This window comes from Lysinibacillus sp. FSL H8-0500 (assembly GCF_038051955.1).
GTDB lineage: Bacteria > Bacillota > Bacilli > Bacillales_A > Planococcaceae > Lysinibacillus > Lysinibacillus macroides.
In genome coordinates this window covers 2168383-2194688 of sequence record NZ_CP150292.1, presented here as the reverse complement: position 1 = coordinate 2194688, position 26306 = coordinate 2168383, and the positions used below count along the sequence as shown (strand labels likewise).

At 38.1% G+C, this 26306-nt stretch carries 20 protein-coding genes and 1 CRISPR repeat array; of the genes, 6 read left to right on the top strand and 14 right to left on the bottom strand.

Features of this window, described 5'->3' with window-relative positions:
- Positions 1–10: 10 nt before the first annotated feature.
- The 3 genes from MHB44_RS10425 to hisC form a co-directional block, all read right to left on the bottom strand.
- Complete coding sequence (locus MHB44_RS10425) at positions 11–1270, bottom strand: UV damage repair protein UvrX (RefSeq protein WP_341302709.1); 1260 nt, start codon at positions 1268–1270, stop codon at positions 11–13.
- Entirely contained in the window at positions 1267–1488 is a 222-nt protein-coding gene (locus MHB44_RS10420) for a transcriptional regulator (protein ID WP_341302708.1), read from the bottom strand. The genes MHB44_RS10425 and MHB44_RS10420 overlap by 4 nt, the downstream gene beginning before the upstream one ends.
- A 454-nt stretch (positions 1489–1942) precedes the next feature.
- Complete coding sequence (gene hisC / locus MHB44_RS10415) at positions 1943–3034, bottom strand: histidinol-phosphate transaminase (RefSeq protein ID WP_341302707.1); 1092 nt, start codon at positions 3032–3034, stop codon at positions 1943–1945.
- 507 nt (positions 3035–3541) lie between these two features.
- Here hisC and MHB44_RS10410 point away from each other — a divergent pair.
- A complete protein-coding gene (locus MHB44_RS10410; protein WP_341302706.1) occupies positions 3542–4018 on the top strand; it encodes a DUF3231 family protein in 477 nt (158 codons plus the stop codon).
- Positions 4019–4059: 41 nt separating this feature from the next.
- Here the strand turns inward: MHB44_RS10410 and MHB44_RS10405 are convergent, their stop codons facing one another.
- Entirely contained in the window at positions 4060–6669 is a 2610-nt protein-coding gene (locus tag MHB44_RS10405; protein WP_341302705.1) for a cation-translocating P-type ATPase, read from the bottom strand.
- Positions 6670–7199: 530 nt separating this feature from the next.
- Positions 7200–7564: direct repeats of the CRISPR family, unit length 33 nt; unit sequence ATTTCAATCCACTCTCTTCATACAAAGAGAGAC.
- 316 nt (positions 7565–7880) lie between these two features.
- Here MHB44_RS10405 and MHB44_RS10400 point away from each other — a divergent pair.
- Genes MHB44_RS10400 through MHB44_RS10390 form a run of 3 tightly spaced genes read left to right on the top strand, consistent with a single transcriptional unit; the run spans position 7881 to position 11720 of the window.
- The gene (locus MHB44_RS10400) at positions 7881–8477 is read left to right on the top strand and encodes a sigma-70 family RNA polymerase sigma factor (RefSeq protein ID WP_341302704.1); all 597 of its coding nucleotides are present in this window, start codon (positions 7881–7883) and stop codon (positions 8475–8477) included.
- A complete protein-coding gene (locus MHB44_RS10395; protein WP_341302703.1) occupies positions 8443–9255 on the top strand; it encodes an ABC transporter ATP-binding protein in 813 nt (270 codons plus the stop codon). Before MHB44_RS10400 ends, MHB44_RS10395 begins: the two co-directional genes overlap by 35 nt.
- 11 nt (positions 9256–9266) lie before the next feature.
- Positions 9267–11720, top strand: coding sequence for an ABC transporter permease (locus MHB44_RS10390; protein ID WP_341302955.1), 2454 nt, complete (start codon positions 9267–9269; stop codon positions 11718–11720).
- Between the two features lie 126 nt (positions 11721–11846).
- Here MHB44_RS10390 and MHB44_RS10385 read toward each other — a convergent pair whose 3' ends face one another.
- Together MHB44_RS10385 and MHB44_RS10380 are read right to left on the bottom strand one after the other, a co-directional pair.
- Complete coding sequence (locus tag MHB44_RS10385) at positions 11847–12371, bottom strand: hypothetical protein (protein ID WP_341302702.1); 525 nt, start codon at positions 12369–12371, stop codon at positions 11847–11849.
- 483 nt (positions 12372–12854) lie between these two features.
- Entirely contained in the window at positions 12855–13565 is a 711-nt protein-coding gene (locus MHB44_RS10380) for a hypothetical protein (protein ID WP_053995760.1), read from the bottom strand.
- Positions 13566–14174: 609 nt separating this feature from the next.
- On the opposite strand from MHB44_RS10380, the gene MHB44_RS10375 reads away from it, so the two are divergent.
- A complete protein-coding gene (locus MHB44_RS10375; protein WP_341300262.1) occupies positions 14175–15413 on the top strand; it encodes an IS110 family transposase in 1239 nt (412 codons plus the stop codon).
- A 1329-nt stretch (positions 15414–16742) separates the two neighbouring features.
- Here the strand turns inward: MHB44_RS10375 and MHB44_RS10370 are convergent.
- The gene (locus MHB44_RS10370; protein ID WP_341302701.1) at positions 16743–17870 is read right to left on the bottom strand and encodes a copper amine oxidase N-terminal domain-containing protein; all 1128 of its coding nucleotides are present in this window, start codon (positions 17868–17870) and stop codon (positions 16743–16745) included.
- Positions 17871–18204: 334 nt separating this feature from the next.
- Between MHB44_RS10370 and MHB44_RS10365 the strand changes: the two genes are divergently transcribed.
- The gene (locus tag MHB44_RS10365; protein ID WP_341302700.1) at positions 18205–19338 is read left to right on the top strand and encodes an acyltransferase; all 1134 of its coding nucleotides are present in this window, start codon (positions 18205–18207) and stop codon (positions 19336–19338) included.
- Between the two features lie 31 nt (positions 19339–19369).
- Here the strand turns inward: MHB44_RS10365 and MHB44_RS10360 are convergent, their stop codons facing one another.
- The 7 genes from MHB44_RS10360 to MHB44_RS10330 all read right to left on the bottom strand — a co-directional run bounded on the left by MHB44_RS10360 (position 19370) and on the right by MHB44_RS10330 (position 25759).
- Complete coding sequence (locus MHB44_RS10360; protein ID WP_341302699.1) at positions 19370–20086, bottom strand: toast rack family protein; 717 nt, start codon at positions 20084–20086, stop codon at positions 19370–19372.
- A 90-nt stretch (positions 20087–20176) separates the two neighbouring features.
- Positions 20177–20551 carry an SRPBCC domain-containing protein gene (locus MHB44_RS10355; RefSeq protein WP_341302698.1) on the bottom strand — a complete coding sequence of 125 codons (375 nt, stop codon included), beginning with the start codon at positions 20549–20551 and terminating at the stop codon, positions 20177–20179.
- A gap of 71 nt (positions 20552–20622) precedes the next feature.
- On the bottom strand, positions 20623–20913 hold the full coding sequence (locus MHB44_RS10350; protein WP_341302697.1) for a DUF3221 domain-containing protein: 291 nt from the start codon (positions 20911–20913) through the stop codon (positions 20623–20625).
- 56 nt (positions 20914–20969) lie between these two features.
- Positions 20970–21644, bottom strand: coding sequence for a hypothetical protein (locus tag MHB44_RS10345; RefSeq protein WP_341302696.1), 675 nt, complete (start codon positions 21642–21644; stop codon positions 20970–20972).
- 103 nt (positions 21645–21747) lie between these two features.
- The gene (locus MHB44_RS10340; RefSeq protein WP_341302695.1) at positions 21748–22176 is read right to left on the bottom strand and encodes a DUF1801 domain-containing protein; all 429 of its coding nucleotides are present in this window, start codon (positions 22174–22176) and stop codon (positions 21748–21750) included.
- 41 nt (positions 22177–22217) lie between these two features.
- On the bottom strand, positions 22218–24029 hold the full coding sequence (locus tag MHB44_RS10335; protein ID WP_341302694.1) for an ABC transporter ATP-binding protein: 1812 nt from the start codon (positions 24027–24029) through the stop codon (positions 22218–22220).
- The gene (locus MHB44_RS10330; protein ID WP_341302693.1) at positions 24029–25759 is read right to left on the bottom strand and encodes an ABC transporter ATP-binding protein; all 1731 of its coding nucleotides are present in this window, start codon (positions 25757–25759) and stop codon (positions 24029–24031) included. Before MHB44_RS10330 ends, MHB44_RS10335 begins: the two co-directional genes overlap by 1 nt.
- Positions 25760–26306 lie beyond the last annotated feature (547 nt).

Sequence of the window (26306 nt, the reverse complement as noted above, 5' to 3'; positions counted from 1 at the left end):
TGTTCACTCCTTATGCTAAATGCCCACCAACTAAGCGATTGCGTGCTACTGCTGTACCTGCCTTTGTATAGGATGCTGCTCGTAATATAGCTGTAGCCCCATGCTTGCTACGAATCGCATCCATTACATGACCAACTGCTCGCCGTTGTTCCTTCCGTTCATCCAATAAATCCAGCTGCATACTATATTCGGGTTCCATGTTTGTCAATCTTACAGATAATTGACGTATAGGCTCCCCTTTAAAATATTGATCAAGCAAAGCCAAGCAAGCTTTATACATCACCATCGTTTCATTTGTAGGTTCTTCAATGGTGAGCGAGCGGTGAAAGCCTTTTGTTTGTATATGATGGCAGTAGGAAAGCCCTAGACTAATCGTACGCCCAACATACCCAGCTTCCCTTGTACGACGCATCACATCCTCACACATTTCCAGTAGGACAACAGCAATAGCTTTACGGGTATAATAGCCCTTTCCTAGTGTTTGACCTTTGCTAAAGCTTAATGCAGCAGCTGTTGCAAATGAGTCCTCTAATGTAGAAAAATCAAGTCCCCATGCATGATCATAATATTGGCTCCCCATCACCCCAAAGCGTTTTTCTAATACAGATCGATCTGCATGGGCTAATTCACCAACTGTTTGAATACCCATTGTGTTTAAATGTGTCTCCAGCTGTTTGCCAATCCCCCACATCTTGGATAATGGCTTTACTGGCCAAAGCTTGGTTGGTACATCTGCATAGGTCCATTTTGCAAAGCCTGTTTGTTTTGCTTCTAAATCTAATGCTAATTTAGCCAGCAGCATATTCGGGCCCATTCCAATCATAGCTGGAATGCGAAATTGTTCATAAATGGCCTCCCGTATCATTGTTGCTACATGCTCGGGTGAGCCCCAAAGCTGCTTGGTTCCTGTAATATCAACAAAGCTTTCATCCACACTATACACATGGATCGCCTCAGGAGGAACAAACTGTGCAATTAAGCGTGTAATTGCCATCGACATTTCCAAAAAGAAGGACATTTTTGGTTCAAATAACTTAATAGCTGGATGCTTGGGAATTTCATAACGTCTACTGCCTGTTTGAATATGAAATTTTTCTTTCATCATTGGTGAAGCAGCCAGCACGATACTGCCTGGGTGTTCCAAATTCCCAATAATGGCAATTGGCTCTTTTAAGACATCCAATCCCTCTAGCATGGCGATACAGCTTGCATAGAAGCACTTCATATCAATACATAAAATATCTTTATGTGGAAAATCTTTAGTATTCATATAACCCCTGACTCTCGCTGTAAAATAGGGAGTACTGCCAAAACATTCTGAATTCTAAATGTACGCTTCGCAGACCGTGTAAAGCAAAAGGCCGTAAAAGAATCTCCTGTTATTTTGGTAATTTTTACACGCCTTTTCGTAATAATCCCTGATTGAGCAAGATACATAATATTCACTATTTGATGACGCTGCATCGCTTTTATTAATGCTTCTCTCATCTCAATAACTCCTTTCCACTTCCACATTTAAGAACAAACGTTTGTACACCTATTATACGAACATACGATCTAAAATAGAAGTGGTAATTTTTAGCTATTTTTAAGGAGTTCAGGCTCTTTACCTTAGCTAGCGTTGACTTCCATTCTGTCAAGGTAAATTTTCTAAGAGCGTCTGTCCTTACGGTAAGATGATGTTTGTCACTGCTCTTAGCATTTGTTTATGTTAAACAAGGGGCATTAAAAAAGTAGAGCTCCGCTATAGACATTCATATAAATATGTCTTTTATAGATGCCACATTAACGTTGCTCCAATCAATAACGCCTTTTAAAATGAATATAGGTTTTATTATAAAATAATCCAGACAATAGGTACTAAATAAAAGAATAAGCCGTATATTCGATTGAAAAAATCGTCATATACGGCTTATTTTTATCATTCAAACTTACGATTGTCTCAGACACTAGACTCAAATGACATTCCTTTTTCACGCACTAATTTATGTAAATTAATCAATAATATATCTATTTCTTTTTCCGTGCCTATACTTATTCTTAATTTATCTGCCAATCTTGGTTGATCAAAATATCTAATAAATATATTTTGCTCAGCCAAATAATCGTAAATAGCTTTTGCCTCTAAGCCATTGTTCGGTTTACATAATAAAAAGTTTGCATTTTGACCATAAATATCAAAGCCTAAATTAACCAATTCATGTCCTAATCTTGTTCTGGTGCTTTTCACTTTTTCGAGATTATGATTAAAATACGCTCTATCCTTTAGCCCTTCTTCTGCTAGTAATTGTGTAATCGTATTAATGTTATAGGAGTCTTTAATTTTATCAAGAATGGATATGATATCTTTGGAGGCAAAGCAGTAACCAAGCCTTATACCACACAATGAATAAGATTTAGAGAGAGTTCGAAGCACAATCAGATTAGGATACGTTTTTATTAGCTGTAAGCAAGATGAATTTTCGTCTGCAAAGTCTATATATGCTTCATCTAAAATGACCAGTCCTTTAAATTGATTTAGTATAAATTTTATTTTTTCCACAGACAATAAGATACCAGTAGGTGCATTGGGATTTACAATAACTATACCTGCTGCTTTTTTTGAACTACTCAATATTTTATCAACATCAATTGAAAAATCTTCTTCAGTATCAATACATATAGTATTTACATCGTGAATTTTAGCAACTGTTTCATATAGCGTATAAGTAGGATACGGTATTATTACTGAGCTATTTTCCTCAAAAAAACCCCTAAATAGTAAAGAAATGATTTCATCTGATCCATTCCCACAAAAAATATTTTCTACATCAATATCATAAATGTTTGCAATGCATTCTCGAAGTGAATCACTTTTCGCATTAGGATAGAACCTTAATTGATCAAAATTAAAATCCTTAAAATAATCCTTAATTTTAGGAGATGGTGGATATGGATTTTCATTTGAATTTAATTTGATAAGGTCATTGTTCCAGGTAGGTTGAAACCCTGATACATAGCCTTCTAAAGTTTGCAAATGTTTTCTTTCAAGCATATGTTGTTCCCCGCCTATAAAATAATTTTAAAATTCAGATTAAGTGTAATCCCCATTATTCTAAATATTTTAAACCTTCTATACATTCATACATTATTTTATATAGAATTAATTGTCAATTATTATTTCAAAAGGAATATTTATAAAAGTAAGAGGAGAAGCTTTTGTCTGATCATTTATTTTTTAGTTACCCTCAAATGAATGAGGAGGCTTTTACTGTCTGGCTGTTCCAGCTTCCTAATAATTACGAGATGTTTGTATAAAAGCACTCATATCACCTCAGACTCTGATTAAGTGCTATATATTCATGTAAATTATTTGATAGCGTTGCATTGCTTTTATGAACTATGCTCTCATCTCGATAACTTCTCCCTATAAATAGAACTAAAGGTCGTAAATAGAGGCAGTAATTTTTATAAAATCCACCATTTTATGAAAATTATGAATAGAATTTTATGGAATGTCCCATCCTACTTGTAAATTAACAAAGGATGAGGAAGTGTTACAATGCTAAAAGAAAATCTAGCATCATTACCATTTCAGGAGATTTTTAAGCTTTGGTCACAACTTAGTGTGAATCATGGCTATATCGCTTCAAGCCATGCTTTTTTTCAGCATACGCGCGATAAAAATTTAAAGATGGTAATTTTAGAATTTATACAATGCTTAAAAGAGGACAATAAACAGCTCACATTGTTATTGCAGGACAGTGGTGTGCTTGCACCCACCACATCGCTAACATCCAGTAAAATCAAGCTAACAGATATTCGGGGTAAAACGATCATTCATGATAGTGATATTAGTGCCATTTTATCCATGAATATTGCCGCTTCTGTGATTGCTGTCAGCCAAGCTTTGGAAATGGCCACTAAGAAGAAGCACCTTACAAAATATTGTGAGCTTCATATGCGCTATGCACTACTGGGAGCTAAGCTAATTGAGCTAAGCCAAAAGAAGGGCTGGCTATTAGCACCCACACACTAAAAAGAAGCTTCCGTTATTGAAAACGGGTGCTTCTTTTTAAGTTATGATCGCCTTTTGACAAATAATAGCTTGTACCATTGATTCACCAGGAATGGTAGCACTGATAGGCTATAAATCAAGCCGAGCTGTACTGTCGTTAATGGAGCAACCTCAAAGACTGTTGTTAGCACTGGCATCAATAAAACCGCATGTAAGCTTAACACCCCGATTAAAAAGGCAAGCCAGGTATATTTATTGGAAAATACACCAATGGCAAATATAGATTCTTTAGACCGAGAATTAAAGCCATGCACTAATCTCGATAAACATAAGGTTGTAAAGGCCATTGTACTTGCGGTTAATGTATCCCCCGTGGATAAGCCAATTTGAAAAGCGATAATGGTTGAAATGGCGATTAAGATCCCTTCAAGCACCACCTGGGTTGTAAATGCTTTGTTTAATAAAGGTGTATGAATATTTCTAGGCTTGTCCTTCATCGTTTTCTTATTGTTGGGCTCCAAGCCGATTGCGATGGCTGGCAAACTATCTGTAAGTAAGTTAATAAATAATAAATGAACAGGTGCAAAAGGCACAGGTAGGCCTAAGACCGTTGCATATAACACGACAAAGATAGCGCCTGCATTGCCTGATAATAAAAACAGAATAGCATTTTTAATATTTGTATAGATACTACGGCCATTGGCGATTGCCTTGACGATTGTGGAAAAATTATCGTCTGTTAAAATCATGGAGGAGGCGTCTTTTGCAACCTCTGTGCCTGTTACACCCATTGCCACACCAATATCTGCCTGCTTCAGGGCAGGTCCATCATTAACGCCATCGCCTGTCATGGCTACAACATGTCCCTTATCCTGCCATGCTTTAACAATGCGAATTTTTTGTGCAGGTGTGACACGAGCATAAACTGTATAATCCTGTACTTTTTCTTGCAGTTCTCGATCTGTTAAAGCTTCAAGTGCATGTCCTTCAATCGCTTGTGTTGGGTCTTGTAAAATACCAATTTGTTGTGCGATAGCTGTTGCTGTAATTTTATGATCTCCTGTAATCATAACTGGCTTAATGCCTGCATCGATACAGCTTGCAACTGCCGCTTTGGATTCTTTTCTTGGCGGGTCCATCATCGCGATTAAGCCAATAAAAATTAAATCCCGTTCGGCGCTATTATTGATGATTTGCTGCGGAGCTACCTCTTTGTAGGCAATAGCTAGCACCCTTAAGCCATTTTTTGAAAAATCACGATTCACTGCCTCAATTTTTTGGCGATGCTGTACTGTCATTTCAAAAATACCTGTTGATGTTTTAATTTTTGTTACTTTAGACAAAAGGACATCTAATGCACCCTTTGTAATCATGATAGATTGCTTGTCCATCTGATTCACTGTACTCATCAACTTTCTTTCCGAATCAAAAGGAACTTCAGCCTGTCTGGGATATTGTGCACGGATCTGTATTTCATCCAAACCATATTGTTTCCCTAATTTCACAAGGGCAATTTCTGTAGGGTCACCGATTTCTTTTTGATCACGCTCAACAGCATCACTACATAACAGTGCCTTTACCATCAACTCTTTTTCCACTGTATTCGTTGGATTTAGCCAATCATATGGAATCTTTTTTTGATCCACAAAAACCTCTTGTACCACCATTTTATTTTCCGTCAATGTCCCTGTTTTATCAGAGCAAATAACAGAAACACTGCCTAAGCTTTCAACCGCATATAGCTTGCGAATAATGGCATTTTCCTTTGCCATTTTCTGTGTGCCAAATGCTAGCACAATCGTTACAATGGAACTTAATGCCTCGGGAATCGCAGCAACAGCTAACGATACGGCAAACATAAAGGACTCAACTAAGGCGCGTCCTCGAAAAAGATCAATTGTAAAAATAGCTAAACAGATTAATGTAATACCTAATGCTAATTTTTCACCAAATTGATCAAGATTCATTTGTAAGGGTGTTTTCTTTTCCTTGGCTGTATCAAGTAAATGCGCAATTTTTCCAATTTCCGTTTGCATACCAATAGCCGTTACAAGTACAAGCCCGCGCCCATTGGTAACAAAGCTGCCTGAATATACCATATTTTTCTTATCTGCAATCGTTATATTGCTGTTATGGATAGGCTCTGTATTTTTTGCCACAGCAATCGATTCACCTGTTAATGAGCTTTCATTAATATGCAAATTATGGCTTTCAAGTAATCTACCATCAGCATTGATATAATCGCCAGCCTCTAGCACCAGTAAATCTCCTACGACAATTTCCTCAGAGGGAAGCTCGATTAGTTGATTGTTGCGCATAACCTTGGCAATGGGTGAAGTCAAAGCTTTTAAATTATCTAAAGATTGCTCTGCCTTGACATGCTGCACCGTGCCTAAGATCGCATTTAAAATCACAACAATCATAATCACAATGGTGCTTTCTACCTCTCCTAATAGAAAGGAGACAAAGGCAGCGACAAGTAAAATAATGACCAATAAATCCTTAAATTGGCCTATAAAAACAGCCCATGTACTTGTTTTTTTCCCTTCCTCTAACACATTATAGCCATAGATCTGTTGCCTTCGTTGAGCGTCATCATCATTTAAGCCTTGCGTGGTGACATTCAATATCTTCATGACTTCCGTAGCCGATTGTTGATGATATTCAGTCATTTGATTCTCCTTTCATTTCACAAGATATAAAGGTCTCCTTCTAGTTCCTAGCACTCATATTTGGTCTTCCATCTCTAGCTTCTTAAGTTGATGAATTCATACACTACAACAATCTATTCCAGCGTGAATCAGAGTATGCTAAGAAACGATAGAGAAATTCGTTTTTGGAGAAATGCGGCAATAGATTTAGGGAAACAACGAAAAAAGGCATTGGGAATCTTTATCCCAATACCTAATTGATGATGACTTTCATATATGGAAAAAATCTAAGAACAGGCTTCTCCTTGTCCTAAAGGAAAGCTTTTAAACCAAATACAACCAACAAGCTAACGCATAGTTATGGCACTCTCTCTTCTTGTTTGAACTACTCGCCACTTAGCTCACGCTTGAAGTGGGAGATTCCTGCGAACACCAACGTAACCGCCAGTTTTTAAGCAGGCTACCCTCGAAGTCCCTACGATTGATACGAAATTCGTATGGTCTATAAAGAGAGAGAATTCCACTAAGCCATAAAGACCAAGTACAATCATATTTCAATCCACTCTCTTCATACAAAGAGAGACTGATACAGTTAAAGCAGACGATACACATACAAACATTTCAATCCACTCTCTTCATACAAAGAGAGACAATTTTGAAATGGGGAGATGGGTATAGTAATGCATTTCAATCCACTCTCTTCATACAAAGAGAGACCTTTTATCTTATCTAATTGAACATACAGATTTTATTTCAATCCACTCTCTTCATACAAAGAGAGACAAAAAAACGTTTAAGGCAGTTTTGCCAAATATCATTTCAATCCACTCTCTTCATACAAAGAGAGACATCAAGCTTTTATAGTTGGTTGGTGCGTGAAGAGATTTCAATCCACTCTCTTCATACAAAGAGAGACTGTGAAAAGTAATATAAAAATAATACTTATAATTGATTTTCATTATAAAATAAATCTATAAGGTCATAATAACCCAAGCTTCCTTCCATTTCAATGGAAAATTAGTTGTTTAATAGGTGCGAATCTCCCTGGGAAATCATGTTTGCTTCATATTCGCACCTACTAGTTAATAAAAAGACTTACGCTATAAAATCTAGCATTCACTATTCCCTCGATAAAATGCGTTCCTTGTGCTTGTGGCTGTTGTGAAATATTTGCACACCCTGTTTATTTAATTGCTCAGCATTAAAATAAAAACTTGAATCGAAATCATAACTTGCTGAGTCTAATAGCTGTAAAGGAGGCGATTTTCATTACAACAACACAACAATCATTAGTGGTCCTCGCTCAACATGGCGATGAGGAGGCATTTTACCAGCTAATTGAGCAGGAACAGCATAAGCTTTATCGTATGGCCTATGTTTATGTACAAAATGAAAATGATGCCATAGAAGTTTTTCAGCAAACGATTATTCGTGCTTATGAGGGCTTGCCACAATTAAAGGAGCCTCGCTATTTTGCCACCTGGCTCACCCGCATTATGATCAATTGCTGTAAAACATATATGGCTAAGAAAAATACCATTCAGCTTGTTGAACCACAGTCCTTAGCAGATTTAAACAGTACATCCCCTACATATATCGAGGAAGAACTAGATTTATGGCAGGCACTCTGTCAGCTTAAGGACAAGTATAAAACCGTACTCCTGCTGCGTTTTTATCAGGATTACTCTGTAAAAGATATTGCTGTGATCCTGCAATGTCCTGAGGGTACTGTAAAAACACATATTCGCCGTGGTTTACAAACATTACGACAACAATTAAAGGGGGCATATCTCGATGAATGGGTTCAATCCGCTGAAAGAAGTCATTAATGCAATTCCCATCCCTGAAGGACGTTTAACAGAGGTATTACGTGTTGAAGGGATGTCCAAAATTTATCAGCAAAAGCATCATACCGTAAACGCCTTAAAAAATATCCATTGCACCATTTATCAAGGGGAGATGGTGGCGATCATGGGGACAAGTGGCTCTGGAAAAAGCACCTTGCTTAATATGATCAGTGCCATTGATGAGCCAACAGACGGGGCATTATTTTTATTTGGCAAGGAAGCTCAGGCTATTTATCAAGAGCCAAAGGCATCGCAATTCCGAAAAGAAAATATCGGCTTTATCTTCCAATCCTTTCATCTATTAAAGGACTTGTCGGTGGAAGATAATATTGCGCTGCCCCTTATTTTAAATAATGTGGCTAGCAAAGATATTAAGCTACGTGTGCAGCAGATGATGGAACAATTAGCGATTGCCGCTTGGGCGAAGCATCGACCACATGAGCTATCGGGTGGACAAAAGCAACGTGTCGCCATTGCACGTGCATTGATTGCCAACCCACCTATTTTGCTGGCAGATGAGCCGACAGGGGCATTGGATGTCAATACAACGGATGAGATTTTAGCACTGCTTGTCGATTTGCAACAAAAGAACCAGCAAACAATTTTACTCGTTACACATGACCCTTATGTGGCGACCTTTGCCAATCGGGTATTGTTCTTCCATGATGGGGCGATTGTGGATTCCTATCAAAACCAGCAAAATAAAGAGGATTTGGATTGTATTTTAATGAAATTTAAGCAAATTACGAGGGGTGATTGATATTGTTTACGATGCGTACCATTGCCATGAAGCTTTTTCGTGCTGCTTGGGCAAATGTCCTAATGAGTATTAGTATTATCACAATCTCAATTTGCCTTGTGATGACGATGACTGTCTACATTTGGAATGCCAATAGCCAAATGAAGGCTGATATCCAAGCACTGTATGGGGAAATGGATTTAATGGTCGGTTATAATCCCGATCAAGCCAAGCTGTTAACCACACAACAAGTAGAAGATTTTTCTACCTTAGCAGGCGTCACACAAGTGTCCAGTATATCTTTAGCTCATACAACAGTTGAACAAGAAAAGAATATCGTTTTTTATACCGTTGGCGTCGAAAATGATGACCTTGTCAAAAGTCGCTACCATTTTGAGGTAAATCTTGGTCCTAAGGATGCGATTCTTTCTGAAAATGTTGCACGTATTTTCAATAAACGTGTGGGAGACTCCATTCATATTCAGTCTGAGAATTTTATTGTCCAAGAAATTTTACCAACTATCAAGGGCACTGACAGTCCTAATATTATCTTGTTGTCTAATGATATTGTGAAAAAATGGATGAATAATAGTCAACCACAAACTGCGGGGATATTTACACTCATCAAAACAGATGAGGGGCGTGCCAAGGTAGTAGGCGCAGAAATCAAACAGCTCGATAAAACATTGCGTGTAGATATCATGAATGATTATGATTTAATTAAAACAAATTTACAGAGCTTAATGGTTTTTATGATTGTGCTTTCTGTTTTTATTTTACTCATTTCAAGTGTTTTATTGCTGTCCACCTTCCAGCTCTTATTCTATAAAATGAAAGAGCAGCTCATGATTTTACGAGCTCTTGGGGCATCAGTGCAACAAGTTGGGCGTATTGTTAAGCTGCAATTATCACTTATTATTAGCTTTGGTGTTATGCTTGGAACAACGATGAGCCTTCTGGTAATAAAAATCTGGCTACCACAATTAATTAGCCTCTTACATTTACCAGATGCTAGAACAGAACTGCCTATTGTCTTTGTACTAGTGATTGCCCTTTCCAGCTTGTTAATTCTTCAGGCACTGACACAATGGCAAGTAGCGAAAAGCTCCAGACTGCTGCCATTACAAATCGCTTCGGACAATGAAAACTTGCAGCTACGTTGGACAAAGTGGAAAACGATTATGGTCAGTATGATAAGTGTGATCGCCTTCCTATTATTTTGGCAGGCACAATTAGTAGGAACAGGAAGTGGTCAAGGTGCACTATTTATTTTAATCGGTTCATTACTTGTCTGTGGGATTTTACTACTATTAATCCCCTACCTGTTTAAAGCCATTCTTTATATAGCTTTAAAGCCGATTCGGAAGGTACTTGGCAAAGAAGCCTATTTAGCGTGCCAGCAACTTATGCCACAAGTACGCAAAAATATGCCGATTGTACTCAGCATTATTGGCTTAATGGTCATTTTAACCTTTGGTAGCTCATTAATGAAAACCTTACAGCACAACGAACTTGCCTACACGGAATCGCAATATGATACAGCTATAAAAATTAAGAATGAACTAGATGACCCAACCCTTACGCCCACAATTTTACAGGAAATTGAAGCATTGCCAAGCGTGCAATATGCTTATGCACAAGGGAATAATACGTATATTGCGCTACAACTCGGACAAAAATGGCTACCAGAGAATTATACAACGATCAATATTGAGAAATTAGTACAAATGGGAAAGCTGTCAAAAATCGAGGGCAATTTGCAGGATGGACTTATAGTAACACAGAGCTTTGCACATCATCATCATTTATCGGTTGGTGATCGTGTCACGATTGGCTCCTACGATTTTGATGCCCAGCAGGATAGACCTACTGGCGAATTACAGATTATCGGGATTATTGATGCACCTATTCATCATGCTGATTTAATTGTTGATTGGTCATCCTTCCGCACTGCTCGGGATTACACAATCATTGAAGACATTATGGTTGAAACAGCTAACCCTGACAAAGCATTGGCTGATTTAGCATTCTTAAAAGAGCGCTGGCCAGCCTTGAAATTTACAGATAAAGCAACGATGATTGAGCAATCCAATGAAATGCTCTTCCAGCGCTGGAGCCTATTTGTTGGTGTCTTTGTGATTTTAATTGCGGCGACTTGCCTTGGTGTTTTGCAAACATTATTGCATACGATTTATACAAAGCGCAGCGATTATGCCATTCAACGATTAATTGGCTTATCACCAAATGGTTTAATGAAGCTGATCTTGACACAAGTCCTATCGTTTGTACTCTATGGTCTTACGGTCGGCACATTTATCGGGTTAGTTTTAACGACAATGCTAGGCTTTATTGAGAAAGTATCCTATGACTTCTTGACATTAGGCATTACAAGCATCGCCTTTCTAGCTGCGACACTGATCGTCTTTGCCCTACAAGGCTATTGGATTAGTCGCAAAAAGCTTGCCTATGAAATGATCGACATGTAATAAAAGCAGCCTCCTCCATAGAGGGGGCTGTTACCTTTGATAGTTATTGCTAAACATATACGTTTTATTGCCCAACTTTTATGTTTTATCGCCTAAATTATGTGTTTTATTACCCAACTTTTTTCTTTATGCCCCAATAAACAATACAGCCTGTCCAATTGCAATAAAAAATGCTTCGTGCTGAATAGGGCTGCTATCCTCGATTTCTAGCGTAATCGCAAAATAGGTTTCATAAAAAATTGCCTGCCAGCGGGCTATTGGTTGATCCTCCACTGTAAAAACAGACCAGCCCTCCATTTCCTTGTTTAGCTTGATCTGCTGCGCTCCGTCGGTAATCAATAAATCAGGAATCATAATTTGCCAGCCATCATAGGCAATCGTGTAGTTCTTGCCTGTGACGAAATCCTTACCTTGGAAATGGACACGCCCACGACGCGCTACTTTTTTACACGTAAAAAGAGGCTGCCCCTGGATATCCTTGACATCAAAGCGCACAAAATAACGATAGTCCATTGTGCGATCAAACGCTTTTTTTAGTGCATTCGTGTAAATGCGCTGCACTGTCGATGATACTTGCCCTGTTTCATTGAGGATGTCGATAACCTCTGTAGACTCGATTGCTGCGGGCTGCTTGTATGTATATGTTTTCACTACCTTCGCTCCTTCTCACCATTACGTTCTTTAAATTATCATAATAGCATAAAAATAGGCTAGTCAAAGTTCTCACTTTAACTAGCCCTATTTGATAATCCCCATCTTTCATCGTGACAAAGCCATGGTTCGGAGAAAATTGCTGATAGCTATTGAAAAACATTCTTATTAGAGCTAATAATGTTCATTCAATCCCCACTAGGTTCATATCGAAATTTTTACTTTCAAAGGTCTCTCTTAATTTTTCTTTTTCATATTTTAATAACAATTGCTCTAAATTCATCTCTATAGATAGTAATATCTTTTTCGCTAACTGCATTTACATAAGAATACGCTTTAGTAATTTTTGTTCTTAATCAGTTTACCTAATAAAGAGCGTATTATTCTAGCTTTTATAGGATACATTTTATTTGGTGAAGAGCCATTTATTAATACTTGTCCCATTTTCATGCCTAAAATCAAAATCTAGTTTATTTATTAGAATTAATATCCTGAATTACATGGGTCTATGTATTCTTGAACGAGACCAGTAATTTCAATCAGTCCAGTATAATTTGAGTACTTATAAAAAGAAGTGTTAGAGGCACGCTTACAAGTATTAAATGTTCTATTTGCATCCACATAATGAGATTTTTTATAATAAACTGTAGTTAATTCTAAACTTGCGAAAGTGGATGCAATGCTCATTGGTATTGCCCACCCAGCAGGAACACCTAAAAGTGTAGCGATGACACCTGCTATCAGACTAGCTTGCGCATATTTCCAAGAACTATTTCCAGAACTTGTAGATATATATTCCCATTTTATTGCTTGAGTAGTGAATTCATTGTTCTTAATTAGAGCAGGATCTCCTTGTAACTCCTCTGTAATTTCAGAAATCTCAGCAAAAACCTCACCATCAACATAAATTTTGTTTCCAATTGCTTCGATTTTATGCTTCAATTCACCACTATCCGAGAACACATAATGAACATATTTTCCATCTTCAAGTATTGATTCTAAATACTCTACTTCACCAGTTTCTAAATTCTCTACCTTAACTTTACTGTATGTATCACTAACATTAAAAGGAGTAAATTTCACATTTTGAGTATTAGTATTCTCTTGTGCTTTAGCAGTACTAGGATTAAACATTAATGTCGAATATATTAAACAAAAAATCATAATTGTAGAAAATAACTTATTTAGTTTCATAACTATCTCTCCTCGTATATTAGTAGTAAGAGCTCTTTCCGATAGAATTTCCAGTTGATCCGGACAACTGGGGGATCTGTTGGATTTTCTATAGGAAGTGGTCGCCGATTGGCTCCCACACTCTTGTTTTATGTTTTACCTGTTTGACCGAGGGAGACAAAAGGAAATCATCATTTTATTGTTAAATACTATTTTAAGTATTGCCTACAGGTGCTTACCTGTTTATTTGTCATCCCCTTTTTTAACCCAATTTTATAGCACAAGGGCGAAGGATGGAGGAGGCTCCATTTCAGTACTTCGTCCTTTTTTAGTCATCCAAAATAGTTCACGCAGCCCTGTGTCCATGCGACAATGGAACAGACAAGGTATTCACAGGAAATAGCTTTCACTCCTTGCAGACACACTTGTGTACTGCTTCATAAGCCTGCTACCCATCGTTCATTATGGAAGGTCTAACCACTGGCTGCGACGTAAGATTCAGAAGAGAGTGTAGCGCTCATAAATGGTCTTCTACTTGCGATTGCTGATAACGAGGCAGACATCGATGATTCGACTGGGCACCCAGGTCTGCGTGTATCTTGATTAATTCCCCCTTAGGAGGTGATTGGCATGTCACATATGCTAGTCGGTATTGACGTGAGTTTGCGCTCCCATCATGTTCATTTCATGCATGGAGAGGGTCACACACTCGCTGATTTTTCTGTTCGAAATGATGTAGAAGGTGCGGACACTTTGATTCAAAAAATTATACGAACAGCGGAAAAAAATCAAACAGATCAATTAAAAATCGGGATGGAGGCCACGGATCAATATAGTTGGCACCTTGCCCATTACTTAAAAGCACAATGTAAAAAAGTCTTACCCCATCTTCAAACAGCGATTTATATGCTCAACGCGCGTAAAGTAGCTCGCTTTAAAAAGGGCTACGATACATTACCGAAGAACGACAAAGTAGACGCCTGGGTTATTGCGGATCATCTACGCTTTGGACGATTGCCACATGAAATGCAAGAAACCTTAATTTACGATGCCCTGCGTCGTTTAACACGTACGCGCTTCCATTTAGTTCATGAAATTGCGCGTAATAAAACATACATGTTAAATCAACTGTACTTAAAATTTAGCGGCTTACGCCAAGATAATCCGTTCTCTGATACATTCGGTGCGACAAGCATCGCCGTCATTGAAGAACTGGACCCTGGTATCATCGCTGAAATGCCTTTGGAGGAGCTGGTCGAGTTCCTACAAGAAAAAGGTAAAAACCGTTTTGCGGAGCCTGAGGAGATGGCGAAATATCTCAAGCAGCTCGCTCGTAATTCGTACCGTTTAGATAAAATAATGGCCGATCCGGTTAATCTTTCTTTATCCGTGATTTTAAGCACCATTCAACACATGGAAACCCAAGTAAAGCGGTTAGATAAGGAAATCGAACGCATGATGAAAGGTATTCCACAAACATTAACTTCGGTAAAAGGCATCGGTCCCGTGTACGCAGCGGGTTTAATCGCAGAGATTGGGGATATTCATCGTTTTGATGATCACCACGCTTTAGCGAAATACGCAGGTTTCGTATGGACACAGTATCAGTCAGGCGAGTATGAAGCCGAGGATACCAGCCGTATGCGAACCGGCAATAAGTATTTACGCTATTATCTTGTGCAAGCATCAGACGCCATACGAAAACATGACGCCGAATATAAAGCCTTTTATCAAAAGAAATACCAAGAAGTAACGAAACATCAACACAAACGCGCGCTCGTCTTAACCGCTAGAAAACTTGTACGACTCGTGCATTCGCTACTACGCACGAAACAGTTGTACATCCCCAAAGAAGAAAGGAGAGAATAACGAATCTTTTCTCACTTTTCTTTAGTTAATTTATAACTTCCGTTTTTTAACTATTTTTAGTTAAAAAGCGTGAGGTTTATTTAAGTGCGCCTAAAATCAAGCATTCAGCGGCTATAGAGCTTAAGAATTTCCAATTTTACTGTTTTTAATGGTTGACATTTCACCACTGGGCTTCTATAGACATTAGTATATCAATGGTTTGACCCATTTTTAGAGTAATGAAAAAATATTTTTACCATGGATTAAATATAGTCTTTTCTTCTATTTTTATGTCGTGTGTTTTTTTGGCTAATTATTATATCAGCAATTATTAGAACTACACTTGTAAAAAGAAAGGCTTTGAATAAAATGCCTTTACTGATAAAAAAATATGCAAAAACTGCTAATAAAGACATTAAAAGAGCAAAGAGTGTCAGTTTACTAAAATCCCCTAATATACCCCCTAAAATTCCACTAAGTATAGCAATAGTCATGAGTATACCAATAGTATGAATGCTAACAGAATAATCGGACAGCGCTAAAAATAATGCTATAAGACCTATAATAGACCCAAACCTTGCAGTAATATTGGCTAATTTTTTAATTTAAAAACCTCCCAACTTTTTAATCGAAAAATAAATTGATTAAGATATTTAATGTAATATTTTCATCATCCCTACTTTCAATCTTATTTAAGGATATTCGATATTGGCTCTTTACCATAACTTGTGGTTGAACTAGCTTTGCTAATGTGCTTTGTTATTGTCGCTGAGTTGTCTCTAATCCCTTTAGAAATTACACTAGCACTACTTCAGTCAAGCTCGATTACATTCTAAAATATCAATCACATCTGTTGATGATGAAATATTAAACTTAATAATACTATAAAAATAGGTAATTTTCAATATTTTTTGATTATATTCCATTAATTTCATAACTAGAAATCTATAAACTCATAACTAAAATAAGTATTTCTTCATATATATAAGCATCTAATCTTTCACGTACAACTTTATCACTCGATCAATAATGTATTTTGAAACAATAAACGACGTAGACAACATTATTTCTTATAGTTTGATTTTTAATTGGTTATTGTGATTTTATCGAGAAGTAAAGCGTGTAGAATAATATAAATTTTTTCGAATCAGTTCGTTTTCTACTATAAAACAGACTATATACCATTTTTTGGTCGATCTTGAGATGCATTCGACAATCTCTGTTGACTTGATAGCTATATGTATAAGTGTTCACTATCTTCACTTCTTCTTGTCAGTACTTTCTTTAATAAAGCGTAATAGCATAAAAATAGGCTAGCCAAAGTTTTCACTTTAACTAGCCACTCATTTATCAATTTACAAGCTCGTGATGGTGTCCGTTTAGGTCGATTCGGTAATGCCCAAATGTTGCTTTTCGTTGCTCGACACTACCGCCAAAGCGCTGATAGCCAAATGTTTCGATACACTGCTCGCTAATTGTCCAATCATGCACCTTGCCCTCTGTATCAAAGACATAGTAGAAGCCTGGCTTACCTAAATAATCCGATACCCATTGTCCATTTTTCAATGTTGCTACTTTTAAGTTGCTTGTTTCATGGGCATCCAGTATACCGCGCATATATTGTGTTACATAATAAACATTATTGCCATACATTTTTACTGCCTTAATTGGTGCTTTTTCAATCGCTACCCTTGTCAGCTTTTCACCATCAACATGGTATAAAATAAATTCCTGTGTTGTGGCATGGGCATAATGTAGATAGAAATTATCCATAGCTGTCTTCAACCATATACCGCCTAGTCGGACTGTATTTTTATCCTCCGCAAATTCCTGATAATTAAATGGCTCAAAATCATAGAAATTATCACTCGAGAATAACTGACCATTTTCTTTAATGACAGCCATAAAACGATCACTATAAACAATGGGTTTCCCTTGATATAACAACTCGCAAGCACGTATTAAATTAAGATTCTCCAGTGCTGTGGCATGAGGCTCTCTAATAATAATTAAGTGATATACATTGTTTAGATAGACGACCTTTTTATCAAAGGCTTCGCCAATATAGCGTAAGGGAATGTATGTTGAATGATTGGAAAGACTTGCGGCAATATCCATTTGTATCGTTTTACCATTTACAGTAAGCACCTTGTCTCCTAGTTTCAAGGTGATGGTTTTAGTAGTGGATTTAATGGTGATGGTCTGATTTTTAGTGTTGAAATCTACCTTTGCATCAAATCCTTCAGCGATGAAACGTAATGGTACAAGGGTTCTGCCATCTTTAACAATAGGCTGCACAGTTGAAGTCATGTGTCCATTCACAAATGCCTTAGAGCTGTCGAGCGATAAGATTATACTATTTTTTACATCCTTTTCTGTTACATCAGCATAATAGTCAGTAAGATTTTCTGCCTGAGCTGTATAACCAAATGCAAAAAATAATACAAATGTTAATACCGTAGTAAGTCTTTTCTTCATTTTTCTCCCCCCTCTTCAGTGATTGCTTATTTTAGGGATGCATATATTACCAACAGAAGACTTATCTAAATTATATATTTTTCCATTAGACGCTACTAGTATTTTATTAAAAGGTTTGTTTAAGAGAGGCTCCTACAAGGAAAATAACTTACTACCAATATAAAGCTATTCATTTCCAATAAACACCTTATATATAAGATGTTTTTTTCTAGGAATTTTTGCTGACATCTGCCTGACATAAATATTTTTTATAGTAAACCATGTGGACAAAAGAATAACTAAAATATACAGCGCTGATTTAAGAAACACTATAAATTTTTTGGAGATGATTGGTATGAAGCGAGCCCATGTTTATGAATTAGATATTACGCGTGCATTAGCCATTTTAGCAGTACTTTTGATTCATGCTACTAGCACACCTGTCACCGCTTTACCCAGTGACTCAAAGCTCTATCCGCTATATGTTGCGTTAAATATTTTTCCGAAATTTGCTGTGCCTGTATTTATCTTTTTAAGTGGCTTTGTGTTATTTTACAACTATATCCAAAAGGACCTTACGAAAGAGCTGATTGTACGTTTTTATCAAAAGCGAGTCACGCAAATTGTTATTCCGTATCTCTTTTTTTCTATCTTTTATTATGCCGCCACACGACTTTTTCTGACGCATGATCTAGCCCTTACATGGCAGGCATTATTTAGCATGGAATTTTTGGAAAAACTATTAATCGGCAAAGCCTATACGCATTTATATTATATTTTTATTATGGTGCAATTCTATGTAATGTTCCCACTTATGCTCTATATCATTAAGAAAAAACCAGTCGTATCGCCTCATCTTATTTGGATTGGCTTCGTCCTACAGTGGGCATTTATTTTATTAAATGCTGCGTTTTGGCAGTATCCCTATCGTGGAAGTATTGCATTCTCGTATCTTTTTTATTTCCTAGCAGGTGGATTTTTAGGTATTTATTTTGAAAAATATAAAAAATGGCTCCAGCTAAAAAGGGAAAATTTCTCGATTGCTATTTTGCTTATTTTGCTGCTATGGCTATTTGCTACTTGCTATAATATTTATTTATATTATTTTGTGTTTTCATCACAGACCTATTTAGCAAGCAGTATTGTCTTTGAGCTTGCTTTTGAGCTGCAAGCCATTACAGCTAGCATTGTGTTATTACAGCTGTCGTTCTGGATTTATCATCAATGGCATAGAGCTATTGTCAATAGCTTGATTAACCTAGGAACACTATCCTTTGGTATTTATTTATTGCATCCATTTTTCCTGTTCCTTTATCGACAAATTCCTATTAGTGGCAATAGTCTGGTATTCCACGTATGGAGTGTGGGTGGCTTTGTGATTGCCTTATTTGTCACTTGGTGGGTGGTCTTGGTCATTGGAAAATATATTAAATATCATTGGATTGCCTTTGGACCGATTCCAAAAACATTTCCATATAAAAAAAGTTGAAAGACGTCATCCTGTCTTTCAACTTTTTTAGTTATTGATCTACGGTAAATGTAATTTCTCCGATGCCCATTTCAGCTTTGACGTCTAATACAACATCTGCGTTTTCGTAGGCTTCATTGACATAGACACCATCACCTTGTGCAGTAAAGCCTTCAATAGTGGAGGAGCCAATGCCTTTTTCCAATGTTAATTTCACCCCAACTGCTGAAGGTAAAATAACGGTTGTTTTTCCTACTCCTGTTTCAATATTCGTTGTAAAACTTTTGTGCCAATCACCGCCTAGATTGACCATTACATCGCCTACACCTGCTTCAACCTCTAAATTTTCAAGCTGTAATCCTTGTAAATCAAGATTTGCTTTAGAGGCTCCTGTCTCAACCGTTAAATCGATTGGCACATCATTATTGAGCTGCATCGTCCAACTATTTTTTACTTTGGATAGCTTTGGCTTTGCTGTATTTTTATGCTCAATGACAATTTCTCCTCTATCCTTCTTTATAGTGTAGCTTACTTGGGGCGCAAGCTTTTCCATATTATAGCTAGCACTGCCCTCTACCCATTCCTCTGCGCCACCTGTAAGCGACATTTCACCAAGGCCAAAATCAATATCTACCTCTAATGCCTTTGCCTGATCCTTCTCCACCAAAATGGCTTCTTCCTGAATCTTGCCTGGAATAAAGGAAAAACACCCTGCTAACAGCAACGCCGACGTTCCCATCATAACTGCTAAACCCGTTACCTTTTTCATGATTTAATTCCTCCCGCTATCTAATAAATATATTATAGCAGGAGCATCTCTATCACCAATACGTCCCTGCGTTTGAAAATTCTCTCAGGCTTAAGACGTAGTATCCTCTAGTAGTGCCTTTAAATAAGCAAGGGAAGCATCATAGCCAGCCATGTTAAAGCGAACCGTCGTACCACCCTGTGGTTCTTCTATTAAAAAAATCGCAATCACTGTTTCAGGAACTTCTAAGTAAAATGAAAATTCCTGATGTTTGATAACACGCTCAATCGTTAGCTCCATTGGCAAGGGCTCTGTGAGTTTATTATGCTCGCTTGGCATTAATGTAAATACCATCTTTTCGCCTGCTGCCAATAGTGGAATTGCCCAAGTAGACCCTGGCGCATACCATTTTGATAATGGCTCCTCCCCTGTAATTGCCTGCCAAACCCTATCAATCTCCGTGTTAATCCAAATCGAACTCGTCACGCACAATCCCTCCGCTTATTAGTTTCCATTATTTTATCGAATCTTTAGGAGATAAACAAAAAAACGAAACTCTATTTAAAGTATGAGTTTCGTTGCTTTATCATTGTAGCAGTGCCCTGAGCTGGGTAGGATTCATTGTAAGCGCCTGTTGTCCATATAGCCACCTGGTCACCAACTGCAAAAGGACTTGTATCTGGATAGGATACTGTTAATGCATTTGGCTTTGCGATTGCTAAAATTTCTTGTTTTGTTTTCATCGCTAGGTCTTGCTCTGCCACATCCCACACAATGGTTATCGTTTTAGCTGTTTTTTCAATAATGTTTCCCTCTGCATCCGCCTTATTCGTATAAAAAATCCCCATTGTTAGAGCGCTCCAGCAATGTGCAGTGCTAACAGGATACGGCATTAAATGAAATGTTATAGCAGAAGGTCCCTTGCACAGCTTGGTATTTTTATCGATAAAGCCTCTGTTGTTTTATCTGCATAGTGGATTTGAAATAAGGTTGCATCTTGCTTCATCATATTATGTAAGATGGTCGATGCTTCTGGTATCGAGTGATTGCTCTTTATGCCTACGATGATTTTTTCATGGCTAAAATCAGCACTTGTATATTGATGAGCATTCATTTGCTCCATGACCTTATTCAAATCATCCTCAGAATAATGAGCTTGATAAAATGGAATCGGCAATGCCTCGCCATAGGCTGCTAAAATGGCTTGCTCTACCTCTTTTATTGCTACACCGTGTCGTATGCCAATATTGACCATGCCACCATTTGCTTGGTCAATATACATCCCTAGATAATCCTTAGCTTCTATCATCGTTGACATCACTTGCTGTATTTGAGGAATCACGCTACCTTGTGTTTGAAATCGTTGCTCTAATTCAACCTCTTCCTCTGGCGATAAGTACATATTGTATACTTCTGAGTATGGAAATAATTGGATAAGCTGAGGGTCTGTTGAGAAACTGTATTCTTCGCGTCTTTCAATTTTTGTTGGTTCATCCACAGTTATTGCTTCACCTACAGTTGCGAGCAATAATGTAGCTAGTAGGACTGTGCATAACATAAATATTTGCCTCATTGTCATCTCCTAACCCCCTCCTTCTAACCGTTTAGACGTATGGTAGATAGAAAGTGTTACAGAGAGGACAAAAGGCTGCTGAGAAAATACTCTCAACAGCCTAAATGTATTACGCCTCTTCCTGTGGATAGGTTTTTTGTAAAAAGGTTATGGATTGTTGGATTAGAGCCTTTAACACGTCTATATCAATATCCACTAGCTTATTAATATAGACACACGCTTTTCCTGTTGTATGCTTGCCAAATTGCTGGAGTAGCTGCTCGCGTTCTGAATCACCTGGTGCAAAGTATAGACTAATTTTCGCTTTGCGAGGGGAGAAAGCAACAAGTGGTGCATCGCCTTCATGCCCTGTTTGATATTTATAATGATATTTCCCAAACCCAATGATACTTGGCCCCCACATTTTTGCCTTATATCCTGACACCTCCGTAAAAACATCGACAAGCTGGTATGCATCCTCGCGCTTTTTTGGATGCGCTACACTTTCAATAAATTCAATAACACTGGCATCAGTTTCTTTGGTCTTTAATTCATACATATTGATTCCTCACCTTCTAAAAGATGTACCTCTATTATTCCCTATTCCACCTGCTCTAACAACAGTTTTTGCTGAAGATGATGGTAAATGCCTTGTCGTTGCATAAGCTCTTGATGATTGCCTTGCTCCACAATTTCTCCCTGTTGAATTACAAGGATTTTATCAGCATTTTCAATGGTTTTTAAGCGATGGGCAATAACAAAGCTTGTGCGTCCCTGCATTAAATGCTGTAAGCCTTTTTGAATATCGACCTCTGTTTGTGTATCCACACTCGATGTCGCTTCATCCAAAATTAAAATATCGGCATTCTCTAAAATGGCACGGGCAATCGCAATAAGCTGACGCTGTCCCTGACTTAAATTGGCTCCTCCTGCCTGCACGAGTGAATCGTATTGAGCTGGTAAATATTTAATAAAATGATGCGCATTCGCAATTTTTGCCGCTTCCACGACCTCTTCATCTGTCGCATCTAGCTTCCCAAAGCGGATATTTTCACGAATGGTACCAGAGAATAAGTACGTATCCTGTAAAACTACACCAACTCTTTGACGAATCGTCGCCATTTGATAGTGTTCGATATTATGACCATCAATCAGAATTTCACCTTGTTCAACGTCATAAAATCGTGTTAATAAATTGATAATCGTCGTTTTACCAGAGCCTGTTGGACCAACAAGGGCAATCGTTTCCCCTGCCCTAGCATGGAAGTCAATGTTTTTTAACACAGGCTTGTTTGGCTCATAGCTAAATGATACTTGCTTGAATACAACATCCCCTTTAAGCGATGTCGCCTCAATGGCATCAGGTTGATCGGCTACCTCTGATGGTTCATCTAGGATCTCAAAAACCCGCTCTGCTCCTGCAATGGCAGACTGGAAGGTATTTAATAGATTGGATAACTGATTAAGCGGACGGAAAAATTGCCGCGTATAGGTCACAAAGGCTGCAATAACCCCGACTGTAACGATACTCTTCACGGCTAAAAGAGCACCTGTTCCAATGACCACAGCCAATCCTAAGTTATTCATAAAGTTATTAATTGGTCCTAATAAGCCAGTGGTAATTTCTGCACGCTGGGCGGAGTTTCGTAGGTTTTCATTTTGCTGATGGAACGTATCAATCGTTTGCTGCTCCTTACCAAAAAGCGTAAGTACCTCTGCCCCTGTAATCATTTCCTCAATATAGCCGTTGAGCTTGCCAAGGTCGCGCTGACGTGCTGCATAATTTCTACCACTACGTTTAATAATTTGCTTCGTTGTGAAAACGATCAGCGGAATAATAACTAATGTCACAATCGCTAATTGCCAGCTTAGTGTGAACATAGCGATACTGACACCAATCACTGTTAGGATGGATGACACAATTTGTGTAACACTTTGCACAAGTGCTGTGTTTAAATTATCAATATCATTGGTAACACGGCTCATTAAATCACCGAGTGCACGTTGATCAAAAAAACGTAATGTCAGCGTTTGAAGCTTTTGAAATAGCTCCAGTCGCAATGCCCGAATGGTTTTCATCGCCACATGAATCATGACATACGTTTGCAGCCATGTAAAAATAGAAGCTACTGTAAAAATAACCGCCAAAAGAATACCTAGGCGAATCGTACCGCCAATATCCTTTTTTAAAATATATTCATCGATAATATGCCCAATCATATAGGGCCCTACTAAGCTTAAAAACGTGGAGGCAATTACAAAAAAAATAGAGAAATAGAGCCCTATTTTTTGCTGTTTCACATAGTACCATATTCTCGCTAGAGTTGTCTTTTGATTTTTCGCTTTTTCAGCTGGTCCTGCCATACGGGAGCCACGTCCAAAATTCATTTGCTTTGGTTGATTTTGAGTCATTATTGTTCACCAGCCTTTTGCTGTGACGCATAAATTGCTTGATAATATGGATTGGTTTGGACAAGCTGCTGATGTGTGCCTTGCCCAACGATTTCGCCATCCTCTAAAACAAGAATCATATCTGCCTGCTGAATCGAGGTAATTTTCGATGCCACAATAAATGTTGTTGTATCTTGATAATTTGTGTCAATCGCTTGCTGCACATGCTTTTCAGAGGCGCTATCTAGTGCTGAAGTTGTATCATCCAACACTAAAATAGCAGGCTTGCGAATAAATGCTCGACTTAAAGCAAGACGTTGCTTTTGCCCACCTGAAAGATTCGTAGCGCCCTGCGACAATTCATGTGCTAGGCCCTTATCAAGCCGCTCCACAAATTCACTAGCACATGCTGCATCTAAGGCTTGCTGTATGTCCTTGGATGTCGCCTCGTCCTTGCCGAGACGAATATTTTTTTCAATCGTTCCTGAGAATAGTAATGCTTTTTGCGAGGTAAAGCCAATATGCTCACGTAGTGTTGAGAGTGCATAATGCTGTAATGGTTTGCCATCTACACGTATTTCACCACTTGTTGGGTCAAATAAGCGGGGCAATAGCTTGACAAGTGTCGATTTACCACTGCCTGTTTTCCCAATAATGCCTACCGTTTGCCCAGGTTGCACTGAAAAAGAAATCTTTTTTAAAACATCTTCTGCTGTATCGTAGTAGCGATAGCTTACATGATCAAAATCAATCGCTCCTTTTATCGGCTTAACAAGCGCATTTGAAGCTTCCTTCACCGCAACATCTTTATGTAATACATCGACAATACGTTCTCCTGAAGGAAGTGCGCGCGCAATTTGCATAAGCACCATACTAGAGGACATTAAGCCATTTAAAATCATTGTTAAATAGTTAATAAACGCAAGAATAACGCCAACCTGTAAAGTGCCTGCCTCCACCTTTATCACGCCAAGCCATAGCGCTGCCACAATGCCAAGATTGACCACAAACATTGTAAAAGGTACAAGCACCCCCACAATTTGTTCGGCAGTCATAAAACGCTTTGTGAGTGCATTATTCAGACTGCTAAATTGAGATACCTGTTGCTGTTCACGTCGAAAGGCTTTTATCACACGAATACCTGCAAGATTTTCCTGCAGCTTTGTATTGACCCCATCAATTGCCTCCTGTACACGGCGATAAAGCACACCTGAATACTTTGTAAAAAAGTACATGGCAATGATTAAAATGGGCACGATAATTAACAGAATAGAAAAAAGCTCTCTCGCTGTGATAAAAACAATAATAACTGCTCCGATAAATAGCAATGGCCCACGCACAAAAATACGCAATGTCATCATAAATGCACGCTGAATGCTTTCCACATCACTTGTTAAAATCGTAATCAGCTTGCCTGTTGTAAAGGCATCACGTTCTCTTGCTGAATAAGTCATGATTTTTTTATAGAGTGCCTGCCGAATATCTGAGGCAAAATGAATTGCTGCCTTTGAGCTGTAATAGGAGCAGCCGATACCTCCAATTAGACCAAGCACTGCACTGGCTAGCATCCAGCCAAACATTTTGAGCACATATGGATGGTCCTCATTGGCAATGCCTGTATCAATCATATGCTGCATAATGGTTGGCTGTAGTAAATCCATTGTGACCTCTAGCACCATTAGTAGCGGTGCAATAATGGTTAAAAATTTGTAGGGCGCTAAATACTGCCCTAATTGTTTAATTGCTTGCATACTGTCGCTCCGTTCTCTTTAAATCCCATTCGTTTTCCATTATAACTGAAAATCATTCGCAATTGGCAATGTTTTTTCGAGTCACGTAATAATTAAATAAAGAGGCTCATAGCTTTTTTGAATGGCAGAACTTTCTTTTGAGTGACTCTTTTACTTTTTTGAGCGGAGAGACCCTTCTTTTGAGCGACTCTTTCTCCTTTTTGAGCGGGGAACTCCTTCTTTTGAGCGACTCCTTCATCTTTTTGAGCGGGACACTCCTCCTTTTGAGCGACTCTTTTACTTTTTTGAGCGGAGAACTCCTCCTTTTTGAGCGGGGATCTCCTTCTTTTGAGCAACTCTGCGATGTATTGAGGTCACATTGGTATGAAGCTACATCAACACGTTTAAACAATAGACGATCATCGCCATGTACACTTGATTCTGCACATCCTGCTGTAGAATTTTTTAATGTTCAAGTGCGGCTTCATCCATTTGAAAGACAATTCCATCACCAAAGATGTCTTGTACAGTTCAGCGATTTCATCTGCACGTCAGTCAAAGTGGTTCA

Bases quoted from the DNA above. Each gene is read 5' to 3' on its own strand.
- hisC (WP_341302707.1), bottom strand. From the start codon at position 3,034: ATGCTTGAAAGAAAACATTTGCAAACTTTAGAAGGCTATGTATCAGGG.
- MHB44_RS10405 (WP_341302705.1), bottom strand. From the start codon at position 6,669: ATGACTGAATATCATCAACAATCGGCTACGGAAGTCATGAAGATATTG.
- MHB44_RS10360 (WP_341302699.1), bottom strand. From the start codon at position 20,086: ATGAAAAAGGTAACGGGTTTAGCAGTTATGATGGGAACGTCGGCGTTG.
- MHB44_RS10420 (WP_341302708.1), bottom strand. From the start codon at position 1,488: ATGAGAGAAGCATTAATAAAAGCGATGCAGCGTCATCAAATAGTGAAT.
- MHB44_RS10410 (WP_341302706.1), top strand. From the start codon at position 3,542: ATGCTAAAAGAAAATCTAGCATCATTACCATTTCAGGAGATTTTTAAG.
- MHB44_RS10330 (WP_341302693.1), bottom strand. From the start codon at position 25,759: ATGCAAGCAATTAAACAATTAGGGCAGTATTTAGCGCCCTACAAATTT.
- MHB44_RS10370 (WP_341302701.1), bottom strand. From the start codon at position 17,870: ATGAAGAAAAGACTTACTACGGTATTAACATTTGTATTATTTTTTGCA.
- MHB44_RS10350 (WP_341302697.1), bottom strand. From the start codon at position 20,913: ATGGGGATTTTTTATACGAATAAGGCGGATGCAGAGGGAAACATTATT.
- MHB44_RS10395 (WP_341302703.1), top strand. From the start codon at position 8,443: ATGAATGGGTTCAATCCGCTGAAAGAAGTCATTAATGCAATTCCCATC.
- MHB44_RS10390 (WP_341302955.1), top strand. From the start codon at position 9,267: ATGCGTACCATTGCCATGAAGCTTTTTCGTGCTGCTTGGGCAAATGTC.
- MHB44_RS10365 (WP_341302700.1), top strand. From the start codon at position 18,205: ATGAAGCGAGCCCATGTTTATGAATTAGATATTACGCGTGCATTAGCC.
- MHB44_RS10340 (WP_341302695.1), bottom strand. From the start codon at position 22,176: ATGTATGAATTAAAGACCAAAGAAACTGATGCCAGTGTTATTGAATTT.
- MHB44_RS10335 (WP_341302694.1), bottom strand. From the start codon at position 24,029: ATGACTCAAAATCAACCAAAGCAAATGAATTTTGGACGTGGCTCCCGT.
- MHB44_RS10425 (WP_341302709.1), bottom strand. From the start codon at position 1,270: ATGAATACTAAAGATTTTCCACATAAAGATATTTTATGTATTGATATG.
- MHB44_RS10375 (WP_341300262.1), top strand. From the start codon at position 14,175: ATGTCACATATGCTAGTCGGTATTGACGTGAGTTTGCGCTCCCATCAT.
- MHB44_RS10380 (WP_053995760.1), bottom strand. From the start codon at position 13,565: ATGAAACTAAATAAGTTATTTTCTACAATTATGATTTTTTGTTTAATA.
- MHB44_RS10345 (WP_341302696.1), bottom strand. From the start codon at position 21,644: ATGACAATGAGGCAAATATTTATGTTATGCACAGTCCTACTAGCTACA.